At 43.2% G+C, this 15,364-nt stretch carries 12 protein-coding genes; all 12 read right to left on the reverse strand.

The window, feature by feature from the left end; genetic code table 11:
• Window positions 1–91 precede the first annotated feature (91 nt).
• The 12 genes from nagB to MHN02_RS10610 all read right to left on the reverse strand — a co-directional run bounded on the left by nagB (window position 92) and on the right by MHN02_RS10610 (window position 15,337).
• The gene (gene nagB / locus MHN02_RS10555) at window positions 92–868 is read right to left on the reverse strand and encodes a glucosamine-6-phosphate deaminase (RefSeq protein ID WP_168476915.1); all 777 of its coding nucleotides are present in this window, start codon (window positions 866–868) and stop codon (window positions 92–94) included.
• A 3-nt stretch (window positions 869–871) separates the two neighbouring features.
• Window positions 872–1,756, reverse strand: coding sequence for an ROK family protein (locus MHN02_RS10560; RefSeq protein WP_168476913.1), 885 nt, complete (start codon window positions 1,754–1,756; stop codon window positions 872–874).
• Window positions 1,753–2,472 (reverse strand): N-acetylmannosamine-6-phosphate 2-epimerase, encoded by a 720-nt coding sequence (locus tag MHN02_RS10565; protein ID WP_168476911.1) that lies wholly within the window; start codon window positions 2,470–2,472, stop codon window positions 1,753–1,755. The genes MHN02_RS10560 and MHN02_RS10565 overlap by 4 nt, the downstream gene beginning before the upstream one ends.
• A gap of 4 nt (window positions 2,473–2,476) precedes the next feature.
• Window positions 2,477–4,756, reverse strand: coding sequence for a sodium:solute symporter (locus tag MHN02_RS10570; protein WP_239245998.1), 2,280 nt, complete (start codon window positions 4,754–4,756; stop codon window positions 2,477–2,479).
• A gap of 169 nt (window positions 4,757–4,925) precedes the next feature.
• Window positions 4,926–5,636: a transcriptional regulator NanR gene (locus MHN02_RS10575; protein ID WP_239246000.1), complete on the reverse strand. Its 711-nt coding sequence runs from the start codon at window positions 5,634–5,636 to the stop codon at window positions 4,926–4,928.
• A 124-nt stretch (window positions 5,637–5,760) separates the two neighbouring features.
• Window positions 5,761–6,948 (reverse strand): hypothetical protein, encoded by a 1,188-nt coding sequence (locus MHN02_RS10580; protein ID WP_239246002.1) that lies wholly within the window; start codon window positions 6,946–6,948, stop codon window positions 5,761–5,763.
• 64 nt (window positions 6,949–7,012) lie between these two features.
• The gene (locus MHN02_RS10585) at window positions 7,013–9,910 is read right to left on the reverse strand and encodes a TonB-dependent receptor (RefSeq protein ID WP_168476905.1); all 2,898 of its coding nucleotides are present in this window, start codon (window positions 9,908–9,910) and stop codon (window positions 7,013–7,015) included.
• Between the two features lie 1,226 nt (window positions 9,911–11,136).
• Window positions 11,137–11,958: a helix-turn-helix domain-containing protein gene (locus MHN02_RS10590; RefSeq protein ID WP_168476903.1), complete on the reverse strand. Its 822-nt coding sequence runs from the start codon at window positions 11,956–11,958 to the stop codon at window positions 11,137–11,139.
• Between the two features lie 67 nt (window positions 11,959–12,025).
• Window positions 12,026–12,739, reverse strand: a complete 714-nt coding sequence (locus MHN02_RS10595; protein WP_168476901.1) for an ABC transporter ATP-binding protein — start codon at window positions 12,737–12,739, stop codon at window positions 12,026–12,028.
• 1 nt (window position 12,740) lies between these two features.
• Window positions 12,741–13,499 carry an ABC transporter ATP-binding protein gene (locus tag MHN02_RS10600; protein WP_168476899.1) on the reverse strand — a complete coding sequence of 253 codons (759 nt, stop codon included), beginning with the start codon at window positions 13,497–13,499 and terminating at the stop codon, window positions 12,741–12,743.
• Entirely contained in the window at window positions 13,496–14,464 is a 969-nt protein-coding gene (locus tag MHN02_RS10605; protein ID WP_168476897.1) for a branched-chain amino acid ABC transporter permease, read from the reverse strand. The genes MHN02_RS10600 and MHN02_RS10605 overlap by 4 nt, the downstream gene beginning before the upstream one ends.
• A gap of 9 nt (window positions 14,465–14,473) precedes the next feature.
• Complete coding sequence (locus MHN02_RS10610; RefSeq protein WP_014977307.1) at window positions 14,474–15,337, reverse strand: branched-chain amino acid ABC transporter permease; 864 nt, start codon at window positions 15,335–15,337, stop codon at window positions 14,474–14,476.
• Window positions 15,338–15,364 lie beyond the last annotated feature (27 nt).

Below are 15,364 nucleotides of genomic sequence, written 5' to 3' on the forward strand. Positions count from 1 at the left end.
GAAGTTGCCGCTATGCCGAGAAAGTTATGCAGTAACAACAGAGAAAATTAGGTGCAAAGAGCTCGGCAAGAACACACCCTTGGGGTAATCATCAAAGTTTTCGGCGGTTACTTTCCGAAAGTTCGAAGTAGTCACTGTTTTCGATATCAATAGATGCGTCTCTATCAATAACAGCAGTTACATGCGGATGCATTTGCAGTATTGAGGCTGGACAAGCTGAAGTAATACTTCCTAACAACATGTTTCCTATTGCCTCGGACTTATTGGTGCCAGTGGCTAGGATAAGGACCTGTTTAGCGTCCATAATGGTCCCAACTCCCATCGTCATCGCAAGAGTGGGCTGAAACTCACCGTCTTCAAATAGCCTGCTATTCGCTTCAAGCGTGTTGGGGGTAAGCGTTTTTAACCTGGTTCTGGATGCCAGACTCGATCCAGGCTCGTTGAAGCCAATGTGGCCATTTTCTCCAATACCCAAAAGTTGAAGATCAATTCCACCACGCCTCTTTATTTCCATCTCATACTGCTTCGCAACTTCCTCGGCTGACTGTTTACCTGAACACTCTGGGAGAAAGGTATTTTCTGGCTTAATATCCACTTTTGAAAAAAGATGCTGGTCCATAAAGTAACGATAGCTCTGGTGATGCCCTGGAGTCATGTCATAGTACTCATCTAGGTTGAAAGTACTGACAGACGAGAACGAAATTTCACCATTGCTAAATGCATCGACTAATAACCTATAGAGTTCTATTGGGGTAGATCCTGTTGCAAGACCCAGTACACAATTAGGTTTTCGCTTAATCAAATTTATAATTAAGTTAGCAGCTTCTATTGCTACCCTTGTGGCATCTTCATTAATAATTACGCGCATCTACTAGAGCTCCTTTAGTCTATCTTTTGTAAAAAAGTAAGCGCCATAAAGGTCAGCGTCCCGCGAGTATTCGGGAGAGAGAACGTCAACGTGAAAAATCTCAGGCAAGTTCTCTACTGCTTTTGTAACCTTCTCAGAGAATATTTTGGACACGCCGACACTTCCACCTAGAGTAACTATTTGAGTTCCTGTAATAGCTCTTACACTCGCTATGAGTTGCGCAACAGCATGGACGGCTTCATCAACAATTGAACGACCTATCTGAGTATCCAAGTACTGGGTAAATAGCTGCTTTGCACTAACTGGAAATCCAAATTTTTCTGTAGCTAATTTGCCGATAGCATTTCCTGAGCCGACAGATTCTGCACAATTAACTCTTCCGCAGTGGCAGTAGACGTTGTCACCGTTCAGGGTTGGAACTGTTACATGCCCTAAATGGGCACAGAAGCCATTCTCAGATGTTATCAGTGTCCCGTTTTGTACAACACCGCCACCAATTCCGGTGGATACTGTTATGTAAACAAGCGTGTTGGATTCGATAGTTTTCTTTTGTGAGATAGCTTTGTACTCTGCAAGTGCTGCTGCAGAAGCATCATTAAGAATAAAAACAGGCTTACTAAATTGTTGTTCTAATAAAGATTGTAACGGGAGCGATTGCCGCACAGAAAGATAATTAACAGTATCAGCTAGAACTATACCTGTAGTAGCAACTCCAATAGCACTGGCTTTCGAAGCAAGTTGCCAAAAAGAGTCGTAAATCAAGTAAGGTAAATACTGTAAGTTTTCATGTATACACGAGCCGACTTCTTTTTTTTCAACAATTTCTCCATCATTCGAAAAAAGCGCAGCTGCGATTTTGGTGCCACCAATATCTATCGTAAATATCATCTTGGCATTTCCCTGGCTACCGCATCTATCGCTTTATGGAACCACTGGGTGATATGTTCAATTCGCGTTACCGCTGAACCTACAGTAACAGTAAGCGCTCCAACCTCTATGGCTCTACTGGCAAGCGTCGGCGAGTTAAAGCGCCCTTCTGCAATAACATTAAATCCACGATAAGCGAGTAGCTCTACCAACTCAAAATCCGGCTCCTCTGGTATTGGCGAATTGCCTGTATATCCTGATAAGGTGGTTCCTATGAATGTACAGTTCAGCTGGGCCGCTTCGATACCGCTAATAAGATCGTCACAGTCAGCCATTGCGATACAATCAAGACCGTGGATCTCATTTATCAAAGTGGACACACTTTCCGGGCGCTCTCTTTTGGTTGCATCAAAAGCGATAATTTCAGCTCCCGCAGCAGCCAGCTCTCTAATATCACTGGTGAAGGGAGTGATTCTTACATCGGTTTCTTCCAAATCTCTTTTAACAATACCAATAATGGGTACAGCGCCTTTAATTGCTGACGCAACTGCGCTTACATTTTCAACCCCTTCAATACGAAGACCTTTAGCTCCGCCATCTATTGCCGCCAGGGCCATAGCGACGATATGCTCGGTTTTGTCCATAGGTCCATCATCCACTGGTTGGCAGGATACGATCACCGAACCTTTGAATTGCGCTATGTAGTTTGATGCCTTTTCTTTGTTTACTGTATTCACTTCTCTACCTCTTATGACTTATATGGGCTGTGTGGATGGTTAGCTTGTAAAGATCTTTGTCACTTGAGAAAAAGAAGCTGGCGATGTAACCAACAACAACACAGGTTAGGATGCCCAACGTGGCATACATATATCCATTAGCCCATCCTGTTTGCCAGGCTGATAACATAACTCCGACACCCGCGACCAGCCCCATCAAAGCACCTGCTCCATTTGCTCTGGTGCTGATGGCTCCCAAAATAAATAATCCTCCGAGTGCTCCCATAAACATGCCGATGACCTTGAAGTATTCCTCCATCAGGGACCTTATTGCCGGGTCAATAAAAATAAGTCCTACAAGAGTGCCCATCACGCCAACGATGAAGGTAATAAGTCTCGCCCATCGCATTTCTGACTTTTCATTACCCAATATTCCAAGAGGTTTAACGATGTCGGTTAACACAGTAGTCGCTACGGAGTTCATACTGGTTGAGACCGTGGATTGTGCGGCGGCAAATACACCGGCGATTATGAGACCCGCGATACCTATTGGTAGCTCTGTACTAATAAAGCTTGGAAAGACCTGATCGATTTGAATTGTAGGGTTAAGCTTTTCTGGCTGTGTCTTGTAAAAGACATAGAGGCCGCTACCAATTAAGCAAAAGAGCAGCGAGCCAGGAATTCCTATAATTGCATTAGCCCAAATTGATTTAGCTGCAGACTTCTGGTCTGGAGTAACTAAATAGCGCTGAACTACTGCCTGATCTGCTACATAGCTTGAAATATTTTGCCCTATCCCTCCTAAAACAATGACCCAAATCGTTAGCTCAGTGATGCCTGAAAGGCTGAAGCTCATGTTTGCCATCGTGAATTTTTCATCGGCCATACCAACAGAAATATACGTAGAAAGCCCACCTTCAATATTTGCTATGATTACCCCGAAACAAAGCACAGCCCCCATCAACAGTACAATAGTCTGGATCGTGTCCGTCCAGATAACCGCTTCAATTCCCCCGAGAGTGCAATAGAGTAAACAGAAAACACCCATGATCAGCACACATTCAGCAGATGATAGGGGAGTGACAGCGGAAAGCGCTAAGGCTGTAAGAGCCATTACTATGCCCATCCGTCCTACGTGAAATAGAGCGAACAAGCCACTGGCAAGCGTTCTTACGAAAAAGTTAAATCGATAGGATAAGTATTCGTAGGCACTATAAATATTTAGTTGCCTGAAAAATGGCATCGCTACGTAAATGCCCAGGGGCGCAACTACCGCTATCATCCAAATACCCAACAACAAAACCCAGTTGGTCTGATAAACGATAGCGGGTAAGGCGACATAAGTAAGTGAACTCAACATGGTTGCATAGATAGAGCAAGCGGCCGCCCACCATGGAATAGATTTTCCACCAAGGAAGTAGTCTTCCGTGTTTTTATTTTTGAAAGTGAAAAATAGGCCTACACCCAGTACAGTAAGCAAATAGACCACAAGCACCATCATATTTATGCTTCCGAACTCTAAAGAGCGGTCTTTTATGCTGCCGCCATAGTAAGTGAGTGTTTTGGTATCACTATCTAACGCAGCCAGAGTAAACTGATTTTTAGCTTCGGAGCTAACGGCAAAGACTTCAAATTGCTCCAGGTTTACCGCATTTAATTCCTCCACTGACCACTCATTTGTGATGGTATTGTAGAGTGCTAGTTGTCCCTTATTTGTGACACCGAGTAGATAAGACTGATTGATCGGAGCTATAGAGTGGAAAATTCCTGTTGATTTAGAGTAGTGGCTTTGTTTACTAGTCCATGCCTCGGTTGTTTCATCATAACTCCAGACGAGGGCTTTTTTTTCCCCTTCAGCTCCTGATGCAATGACGTACCAACTTAATACTTTTCCGTTATGCTGGCGGGAAAGATGAGCACTTGTGTAACCTATCGGTAACTTGAGAGACGGAAGAAATTTTTTGTCATTGTCGAGCTCAAACCTAAGTAAACCATCAGAGAGAATCACTGCACCCAGGTTTTCTCCTTTACTAAAAAACGTAGCTGAAGCTTTTCTCAAACGAGCGCTTTTTAAAGTTAATGCGGCCCATTGAGATTTTAGGTTAATACTTGTTCCAGTCCCCTCTTCCATGATGGCAGCATCGCTGAACAAAACCATGTCTTCGTTATGTGACAATATCTGTGAAATATTACTGATATCTATTGCCTCTGTTCGAGACACCGTTAAGTCAAAGATTCCGTCATTGGCATGTGCTGAAGACACCAGAAGCATGGCGGACAACGCCGCAACTATTAGTTTTATCATGACCCAACCTAAAGTTATACTGTATACCTGTTATACCACACTGCTAAATAATTTACACCCTGTAGACAATAAATATAATTTGAATCGTTTGAGCGTAAAAAGTGAGGGCTGGGTATTACGATAGCCCTCGTTGGAAGGTGTAAGGCTAGTTGTGGCGTGGAATTGTTGCTTAATCGTTCATGTCGTAGATATTTTCAAACACATACTCTATGTGCTCTCCGAGTACCCGATCAGCTCCGATAGGATCTTTGTTTTCGATACATTTAAATATCTCTTCGTGAGCTAAGTAACTCTTTTCATTTAGCTCTTCAAAATTACTGTTGTCTCTTCTTGAATCGATAACCCAATCCGTCAAAGCTTGGTGAATTGCCAGGAAGATAGGGTTTTGCGGTATCGAAGCTATCACTCTGTGAAAATAAGCGTCCGTTTTTTTGAACTGAGCATTGTTTTTTATAGCCTTTCGATTCAGTTCCAGAGCTTCTCGCAGCTCTTCAATATCTTCTTTAGTTGCGTGCTCTGCAGCATACCTGACAAGACTCGACTCAAAAAATTTTCTCAGTTGTTCGAAGTATTTTAATCCTCCAGGCTGCGCCAAAAAGTCCTTAGACAAAACAGACAGCTCTGAAATGATTGTCTCGGGTGAAGGCCTTGTCACTCGGGTTCTTTCTCCACTGCTGATCTTGACTAATCCTTTACGGGCGAGTCCTGACAACGCGTCTCGAACTGACGGTCGACCCACACCAAATGCCTTCATCAATTCTCTTTCAGACGGGAGCGCGTCTCCTTCCTGCAGCTCACCCTGCCGAATCGCTCTTTCAAGCTCTTCCTCTATCGTTTCTGAAAGCTTTTTTCTTTCAACTGGTTGCTTTATTGAAAGCATTATTTTCTCCATTTAGTGCCGCTATCACCCTATCATACCAGTATATAGCTTATCCTAAAGCACTTTTTGACAATGATTTTTCACTTTCTACTGATAGTCATTATCGAGCTCAGATAAAATCAACTCATCTTCCAATTTCACCACGATAGATATCAGGGGTTCTGACCACTGGTTTAATTTCTCCACCGAAATGATAAATATATTCTCCGCTTCGAATAACCTGGACAGGCCCAGCGCCTCCATTGAACGGAAGCTTACTGTTTAAAGGTAACCAACGATCAATGTCGGTGCGATATTCCATTTGTACTCGACTGAATTGGTAATAATCAGGTGGCTGGCTAAAATAGTGCTTCTTAAAATCAGATAGGGCTTCACCTTTGAGATTAGAAAGTTTAGCTAAGGTATCATTGAAAATTTCGTAATTCACTCCACCTAACAACAACACGGATTGCGGACCTAACTGAACTGCAGAGGCTCCCAGCACTGAGTAAGGAAGTCCATCTAAGGTTATGTCGGATAATGCTTTCCACTCCCCTGTTATAAAGTCAAATCTATAAGAGTCAGCAAGCACATACTTTCCGTCGCTCGGATCAGAGTAGAGGCCGCCAAAAATATACATACCTTTTCCGAGTTTGATGGAGGGGAAGCTTGTTCGAGTAAGAGTACCTGGAATTCCTCTGTGCTTTATTACGTCATTTGAATTTGCACCGTGAAGTGGCACTGAGATAACGTCATTTATAGCTTCTCCATTAACTTTTCCCCCGAAGAGGTAAAGTCTATCGTCGTAAACTGCGGCACCACCGTCGGACCAGGCTAATGGTAGCGGAGGCAATTTTTGAATGTTGGGAGTACCGTCTTTTTCGAGAGCCACCTTTATTACTGAGTTGAGAAATCCCTTTTCATTAGCTCCCCCCACAAAATACAAACTATTTTCGTGTTTTACCGTGGCTCCATATCCTGAAGGCTCAGGTAATTCAAACGTTTTCACTAACGCCAGATCACCGTCCGCTACAGAGTATATAAGTCCCCTACTTTCATAGTTTTTTTTAGAGCCATTAAAAAAGGGATGTCCATCAGGAAAATTTGTCCCCCCTGCAATGATCAAATAGTCACCAAGCGAGCCATAGAACGCTGCTGCGATTCCAGGGAAAGAATCTTTTCCGGTGTGAGCAGGCAACTCACCTATCTTATGCCAATTTGAAACCTGACTATCGCAGTAAAGTTCGCTGTGTAAAGTATCCATGTCTACACTACATCCAGATAATAAAAATGTTAATGCCCAGAAGAGCCTGAAAACAGTTCTGCTATGCACGTTGTTTTCCCAAGAAGAATAAGCGCTACTTGAGTAGCGCTTATAATTAAACCAGATTCACGTTTTAGAATTTGTATGTAAGACCTGCAAAAAACTGCCTTCCAATGATGTCATAAGCTCTGGGCTCGGTGTTTGTACCCGGCGCTGAGCCTGTGCGCGTTAAACGAGGTATTATGTCAGGCTCTTGATCTAAGACATTATTGCTACCCGCATAGATACGGAAATTATCGGCTAACTGATAGGTTGCGCTAAGATCAAGGTATACAACCGAATCTAGCGTATTAATATCTTCAGAAAGCGTCTGATTCACATTGTTGTCGACGTCGTTCTCTGTCTCAGAGCGGTAAGTCAGTTGTGCGAATAGGTCAAGAGACTCAGATACGTTGAGGTTTGCATTCAACGCTACACGATATTCTGGATAGAGAACTTCTCCAACATAATCTCGAATCACACCATCTTTACTCTCAGTTTCGTACTCTGACAAATAGTTGCCACTTAAACCGATATTGAAAGACTCATATTCATAATACATCTCAAGGTCGATTCCACTTGTTCTGACTTCACTTTCGTTTATCGCTTTTGATGTGATTTGAAGAATTGGCCCGTCTACAGCTCGCTCGACAGTGCCACCACACGTTGGGTCAAACTGGTCTGGCGAGACTTCATAACAACGACTTATAATGTCCCCCGCTCCAACATTTAAAATGGCATCTTCGATTTCGATACTATAATAATCTATTGAGACAGAAAAATTATTAAGAGGAGTAAATACAAAACCAACGGTGTAGGTATCGGCCTTTTCTTCCTCCAATTCCGTGTTACCCATCGACAACAATCTTTCATTCTGGCTTTCACTACCGACGAGCGTGAAAGATCCGAGTGTATCAATACGAGAAGCAATAGCGTCTATAGAGCGACAGTTGTCCGCGACGTTTCCGGTACTGGTGTTATCTATACCATCACAAACGTCATGCCCACCTGTCGCAACTGCGGAGCCTGACGCATAAAGATCACTAACATTAGGCGCTCTAACCGCGCTAGACAAACTTGCACGAACTCTAAAAGTATCAGTGAAAGGCGCGTCAATTCCAAGTCGATAAGTCGAGATCCCGCCCACTGAAGAATAGTCTCCAATTCTTGCAGCTAGACTAAGGCTAAGCCAATCCGCGACAGGTGCGGCAACTTCCCCAAAAGCCTCATACGAATAAAAGCTGCCGTCTGTAGGGAATACCTGCAACCTACGAGAAATACCAGCTTGCCTGAAAGCATCTGGAGTTTCAGCTCCTTCTTCTCTTCTGTACTCAATACCAGCTGCGAAGCCCGGATAGCCATCTCCTAAAGTAAATGGTAATTCACCAGACAAAACGGTCTTAAGCACATATTGCTTTATCTCGCCGTTTTGCCCAGTATCAATACCAATATAATCAACCGCATCTTCTGAAAACCCCGTAATGCCAGACTGACCTAGCTCGCTATCAACAGTTCCAAACGGATTTACCGGCACACATCCCTGCATCCTTGCAATTGCGTCGGCGCATTGAAACCCACCGTTACCATCTGCCTCTACATCCAGTGCGAAACGCATTGCGACGAGGTTCACATCCCCAGAATTCTTCTGAACTTGCGTAGTCTGACCGTATACCGCAGAGGTACTCCAAAGCATATTATTTTCAAACTCATAATCTAGGTTACCTGCAATGCGAAAAGTGGTTCTTCTATTGTCAGCACCTAAGTTGTCAAACTCGTATAAGCGCCTAAAAGTATTGACTCGATCTAAAGAAGTACTCCCATTACCTGCCGCTTGAAGAGCTGGTAGAAGTTGATTCTGTGCACTGCTCCCATTAAAAAATGGGCTATCAGCAATATCAATTCCTGTAGTTCCGCCTCTATTAACTCTGAAAACGTCGTTGACCACACTAAGAGGTGCTGTTTCTATATATGTCGAGGAATTTGTTTCGGCGTAATTAATTTCTACTCCCGCAAACAAACTGTCATTGATATCATAAGATAAACCGCTAGCAATAAAGTAACGTTTATAAGGTGTAATTGCTCGGCGATAGAAGGTTTGATTGTAGAAATCACTCTCTCCAGCTAGTTGACCATCAGATGTTATCTCCGGTGCGAATTGACTAAATTGATCACCATTTCCAAAGATACTCACATCGTTAAATAGAAATGCTCCTTCATCGACGTGCATAGGGCCATTTCTTACGTGAAGAGTTTCTCTCAAGCCATCGCCATCATCATCTAGTACATTTATGCTATTTCTAGAGAAATCTCTATCCTTCGCCTTTAGTCCATCTTGGTTTGCGATACCAGCCGAAACCCACGCATTACCTTTGTCGAAGTTTACGCCATAGGTAAAATCGATATTCTGACGTGCGGCCCCACCTGCTTCAGAATCGGCACCGTAAGCATTCAGTTCCGCCCCCTCAAAATTTTTCTTCGTTATAATGTTAATTACACCCGCTATCGCATCAGACCCGTAGATCGCTGATTGCCCTCCGGTTAATACATCCACCCTTTCGATAATTGCTGTTGGTATTGAGTTTAAGTCCACACCGTAACCTTCTCCCGCTGAGACACCTGATACGTACCTGCGTCCATTGACCAACACCAAAGTTCGTGAGACGCCAAGGTTTCTAAGGGACGCAGTACTGATACCAGAACTACCACCACCATCTTGATTGTTGGAAGCATCATTAGTTCCAGATGTTATTGAGGGAACGCGACTAAGCGTATTTCCCACCGATATAGCCGCTATACCTTCAAAAATTTCATCGCCGATCTCTATAACCGGAGAGGAAGATGAAAAATTTGTGCTACCTTTTTGAATATTTGAACCTGTAACGCTTATCCGCTCCATGGCCTCATCAGAGCTCTCTTGAGCAGCTATTCCACTTGTGAACGTTGAAGTAACAAGGGCTGCTACTAACTTCTTCTTAAAATAACCATTGTTCATTATCAATCCTTTTAATTTCCTAATCGAGTGAACAGCAGATCCCGGAGTACCTGTTATACCAGTATACTTATACACCAGTTAAAGGTTAATAAAAAGTAAATAGTTCAAAAATCATCCGCCTTCAGATGTTTGGCATAAAAATTTTTTCTGATACGAGTAGCAATTTTTATTAAATTGAGATGAGTCGCCACTGATTTCCTAGATGCTCTTAGTTAGATAAACCAACTGAAAAGAGAAGTGCATATGGGCGCAAAACGCTAACCTTAAGAATTCAAAATTGAATCGGTCAAACAAGTCGTTGATGTTGCAAAGCGACTCTATATCACTACTCACAACTTATATGCATGAGTTAAGAAGTTCAGCCCTGGCTTCAAAAAGCATACTGATTTACCTGACGCGCAAGCCGAAATAAGACGTCTTCAGAGAAATTAAAACGGGCTACCGAAGAGCGGATACATTAAAAAGGCCGGTGCGTACTTCGCAAATCAATACGATTAAGGTACGCCTTTATCAATGATAATAGCGATTGCTGGCCTATTCGTTGGCTGTGTCGGATACTAGATGTTCATTCAAGCGAATACGACGCTTGGAATAGTAAGCCGTTGTCAAAACGCGATAAAGCTAATCGACGTCTAACAGGGTTTATAGAGCAATTCAGGCTGGAATCTAATGCGTGTACGGCTACCGAAAGTATCCATTCAGATTTAAGGGATATTGGTGAACAATGCGGCACTAACCGCGGTCACCACTCATGGTTCGGAAAAGATTACGTGCCTAAGGTTGCTATGTCCACCCCCGCCATCAAGGCGGATAGAGTCACGTTGTGGTTCCAAATCGGCTCAATCGAGAATTTAATCCGGCTGCGCCTGATGAAGCTAGGATAACAGATACTACGCATATCCGAACTCACGAAGGCTGGTTGTATCTGCTTGTTGGTGGACTTGTTCTCCCGAAACGTTATCGGCTGATCAATGCAGCAACGAATAAGTTATGTAAATAATTAATAAAGTACATTATGAACATTCAAACCAACTTATTTTCATAAATAAAAATAAGCGCGAATTTTTAAAAATCCGTTGCTAACGATAGCGTAGCGACCGAGTGTCGGTACAATCAAGTCCGCCCAATGGTACCATCTACTTCTACAAAGTCACACTTGCATAACTTCATTTTTAAAAAAGCCAAGTTGGGGGTAAAGCCGGCTTCTTTATCATTTAAGACTCAACTTAAAAAGAGTCTTTTTCTGAGGTTGCTCTAAGCTGTCCAGATATCTTACAGGTAGCTTCATTACTAGCCTTTTTCACGGCTTGTACATATATACTTTTTGCATTAACTGGGGTTTCCTTGCTGTTGCCCACCAAGCTAATAACAGTGCTTACCGAACCATCTAAACTAAAAATAGGCGCACTTACAACATTAATGTCGGGCAAAAAATCTTCTTTAAAACAACACAAGCTGCTTTTTTTAATATCTTCTAGCAATTCGTAGAATATCGCTTTTTTTATAGGCTTACCCATGTAGCGTGGCATAGGTGCAGGGGAATCGTAGTACTGTTCAACTAGCGTCTTACAGCGCAGTTTAGGTAGGTGGGATAAGAAAATACGCCCAGCGGCAGAGGTAAACGGCGACAGCTCTGAGCCCAAACGGATATTCACCGCCAAAAAGTGACTGGAATCTAACCACTTTATCACTAGCGGTACATCACCATTCCAAATGGTTACAGTAATGGTTTTATCTAATTCTTGGTGAAGCTTATCTGCATATTCAAAGGCCACCTGAACGGGGTTTGAATGTTTTAGTGCCGACATACCTAAGCGAATACTGCTGTTTGAAAGCATGTATTTGGCATTGTCTAACTGCGACACATAACCAAGTTTGGTCAAGCTAACCAAGTATTTGTGAAGTCGACTGGGGCTCATTTCTGCCAACTCAGATAACTTAGTTAGCGAGATAGGGCCGCTGTGCTCAGAGATTAACTCTAAAACCTCAAGCCCTAGTTCAAGAGAGCCAATACCCTTTCGGGTTGCAATTGCTTTGTCGTCATCCATTGTGTTGCTTCCTCTTCATCCAAGTGGGCGTCATGCTACCCCAGCTTCTCACCGCATTACAGCGTAATTAAACCGCAAGATTGGTTTCAATAAATGCGCGATTTTCCTCAAGGGCTTGCGAGTCACCGTAAAATTGCACTTTCCCTTTCACAATAAGAATGTGCTGATCGCACAGCGTCTGCAATACCTTAATGTTTTTATCCACAATAATGGTCGACACACCGGTTTCTTTAATTTTGCGAATAACATCCCAAATTTCTTTGCGAATAAGTGGTGCTAAGCCTTCTGTGGCTTCATCGAGTATCAGTAAATCTGGGTTGGTCAAAAGCGCCCTACCTATAGCTAGCATTTGCTGCTCACCGCCAGAGAGTTGAATGCCTTTATTAGTTAAGCGCTCTTTTAAACGAGGGAACACCTCAAGCACCTTCGCATAAGTCCAATGTGCTTCACCTCGCGAGTTTTTTCGCGCGGCCATTTGTAAGTGCTCTTTCACAGTTAAGTTGTGAAACATGCCCCGTCCTTCTGGCACATAGGCAATATCGTTGCGCATGCGTTTCCACGTGGGAAGAGCATCAATTTCTTTGCCCTTGTACAACACAGCGCCACTACGCGGCTTTACGATACCCAAAATAGATTTCAATGTTGTGGACTTACCCATGCCGTTGCGACCCATAATACTTACGGTCTGCCCTTTTTTAATGGCAAAAGATATTCCGTGCAGAATATGGCTTTCTCCGTATAAGGTATGAATGCCTTTTACCTCTAGAATGTTGTCTGTCACGTTAAAATACCTCGTCATCGTTGCCTAGATAGGCTTCTTGAACTAAAGGGTTTGCTCGAATGTTATCTACCACATCGGTGATCAAATGCTGCCCGTCCACCATCACGGTCATTAGGTCAGATAGCTCAAAAACGGCATCCATATCGTGCTCTACCAGCACAATGCAGTAGCGCTTTTTCAGCGACTTAAGCAGGTCAATAATGATAAGCGACTCTTCATGGCCCATACCCGCCATTGGTTCATCAAGTAAAAGTACTTGGGGGTCGGTCGCCAATACCATGGCAATTTCTAGCTGACGCTGCTCACCATAACTAATGGCGCTGGCTTTGATATTGGCTTGCTTCAATAGCCCTACCTGTTCAAGGGCATCTTGGGCAATCGCAGTTACATGCTTACTTGAATGCTTCGACTTAAACATATTAAAGCTGCTACCCACTCGTCGCTGGGCGGCAATGCAACAGTTTTCCAAGCATGTGGCATCTTTGAAAATATTGGTTTTCTGAAAACTTCGCCCTATTCCTTTGCGGCAGAACTGATAACTTTTCAGGCCCGTAATATTTTCACCGCGATACAAAATCACACCCTTAGTTGCCGGATACGTACCGCACAATATATTCAGCAGGGTGCTTTTTCCCGCGCCATTAGGGCCCACAATGCTATGCAGCGATTTGTCGTAAAACTTAATATTAAATTCGTTGAGCGCTTTTAATCCGCCCCAGTGCTTTGAAAGGTTTTCAGCTTGTAAGATACATTCACTCATTTGCGTTTCCCTCCGACTAACTGCTCAATTAGCCCGGCAATACCACTTTTTAGTAGCAGTACCATTAAGATGATGAGCGAGCCCATCCAAAACATCCAATACTGGGTCATGTGTTCAATGCCGTAGTGCAAGCTCTCATAAACGAATACACCTAGAATTGCCCCAAAAATAGTGCCTAGACCACCTAAAATAGCCATTACTAATGCAGAAGCAGAGACTTCCCAACTCATCATGGTTGGATTAACAAAACCGTATTGAAGCGAGAACAAGTAGCCTGCGTAAGCGGCAAGTGATGAAGACAATACATACGACACTAAACGGAAGTGAAAGATGTTGTAGCCAAGTGCAGTGGCACGCTCAGGGTTTTCTTTTATTGCGTCAATCACACGCCCAAACCGAGAATGCAAACTAACTTTACAAAACACATAGCAGTTAAATAGCGATAGCAAGCACAGGTAATAGAAGTGGTTCTCGTTATCTAAATCTAAGAAATTCAAACCAAAAATGCTGGTTTCGGGTTTTAGATAAATAAATAACCCGTCTAAGCCGCCGTATTCCGTTGAGTCGGCAAAGAAATAGAATGTCATTTGCGCCAATGCCAGCGTTATCATGATCATATAAATACCGCTGGTTCTTAGCACAATTAAGCCAACAATAAGTGCAATAGCACCACTAGCGGCCATGACATAAAAGGTATACAACCAAAAGTTAACCACTTCGTATTCGGGGATCATAATGGCAAATAAGTATCCGCCTAAGCCGTAGAACATGGCGTGACCAAGGGTGATAAGGCCAGTTCTTCCCACCAAGTAGTCCAAAGACATAACAAAAATAGACAAAATCAGCATGGTGGAGATTTTGTTTACGTAAAACGTGTTCTCATTGAAAAATAAGGGGATACCCAAGGCAATAAAGAAAAACGCAAAAATAAATACTTTTTCAGCTTTGCTAGAAAATACAGACATCGTACAACCTTAACTTTTGAAAAGCCCTTGTGGTTTAAAAATAAGGATAAGTGCCATTAGCAAGTAAATTGTCATACTCGACATGCCGGGCAACAGCACAGATGCGAACGTGTCAACAATGCCCACTAGCAAGGCCGCCACAAAAGCCCCTTTTATTGAGCCCATTCCCCCTATAACCACCACAACAAAGCATGAAATGAGTACGCGTTCGCCCATACCAGGTACTAAGCTCACTACAGGCGCAGAAACAATACCGGCCAAGGCAGATAAGGTAACGCCAACGGCGAAAACGACGGTAAATAATGTGCCGATATTCACGCCCAAGTTCTCAACCATTTCACGGTTAGACTCACCGGCGCGGATCATCATGCCAAGCTTGGTATTGTTGATGACGTAATACATGCCTATGGCAATACCCACACACAATACCGACAGGAACAAGCGATAAACCGGATATTCAACGATATCGGTAATTTGAATAGACGATGACAGCAGCTCAGGTACATCAACCCCCAGAGGGTCGTTACCCCAAATGAAGCTTTGTGCCGCGTTAAAAATAAAGATTAAACCAACCGTTAGCAGTACCTGATCAAGGTGGTCGCGCTTGTATAAATGCACTATTAGAAAGCGCTCAATAATTACGCCTATGACCATAGCAATACTGCAAGCAATGACCACAGCTAACCAAAAGCTGTCTGTCATGGCGGCAAAGTAATACACCAAATAAGCGCCAATCATATACATAGAGCCATGAGCAAGGTTCAAGATACCCATAACGCCAAAAACTAATGTGAGACCTGATGCAACCAAAAACAGTAACAGCCCATACTGAATACCGTTTAGTAATTGCACGAGGAAAAGCGACATTTCCATTTTTATACCTCTATGGGGAAGCCCGTG

Source organism: Alteromonas sp. CNT1-28, assembly GCF_022348345.1.
GTDB classification, from domain to species: Bacteria; Pseudomonadota; Gammaproteobacteria; order Enterobacterales; family Alteromonadaceae; genus Alteromonas; species Alteromonas macleodii.

Excerpts from the sequence above, each read along its gene's own strand:
- nagB (WP_168476915.1), bottom strand. The coding sequence starts at position 868 with ATGCGCGTAATTATTAATGAAGATGCCACAAGGGTAGCAATAGAAGCT.
- MHN02_RS10560 (WP_168476913.1), bottom strand. The coding sequence starts at position 1,756 with ATGATATTTACGATAGATATTGGTGGCACCAAAATCGCAGCTGCGCTT.
- MHN02_RS10570 (WP_239245998.1), bottom strand. The coding sequence starts at position 4,756 with ATGATAAAACTAATAGTTGCGGCGTTGTCCGCCATGCTTCTGGTGTCT.
- MHN02_RS10575 (WP_239246000.1), bottom strand. The coding sequence starts at position 5,636 with ATGCTTTCAATAAAGCAACCAGTTGAAAGAAAAAAGCTTTCAGAAACG.
- MHN02_RS10585 (WP_168476905.1), bottom strand. The coding sequence starts at position 9,910 with ATGAACAATGGTTATTTTAAGAAGAAGTTAGTAGCAGCCCTTGTTACT.
- MHN02_RS10590 (WP_168476903.1), bottom strand. The coding sequence starts at position 11,958 with ATGGATGACGACAAAGCAATTGCAACCCGAAAGGGTATTGGCTCTCTT.
- MHN02_RS10600 (WP_168476899.1), bottom strand. The coding sequence starts at position 13,499 with ATGAGTGAATGTATCTTACAAGCTGAAAACCTTTCAAAGCACTGGGGC.
- MHN02_RS10605 (WP_168476897.1), bottom strand. The coding sequence starts at position 14,464 with ATGTCTGTATTTTCTAGCAAAGCTGAAAAAGTATTTATTTTTGCGTTT.
- MHN02_RS10610 (WP_014977307.1), bottom strand. The coding sequence starts at position 15,337 with ATGGAAATGTCGCTTTTCCTCGTGCAATTACTAAACGGTATTCAGTAT.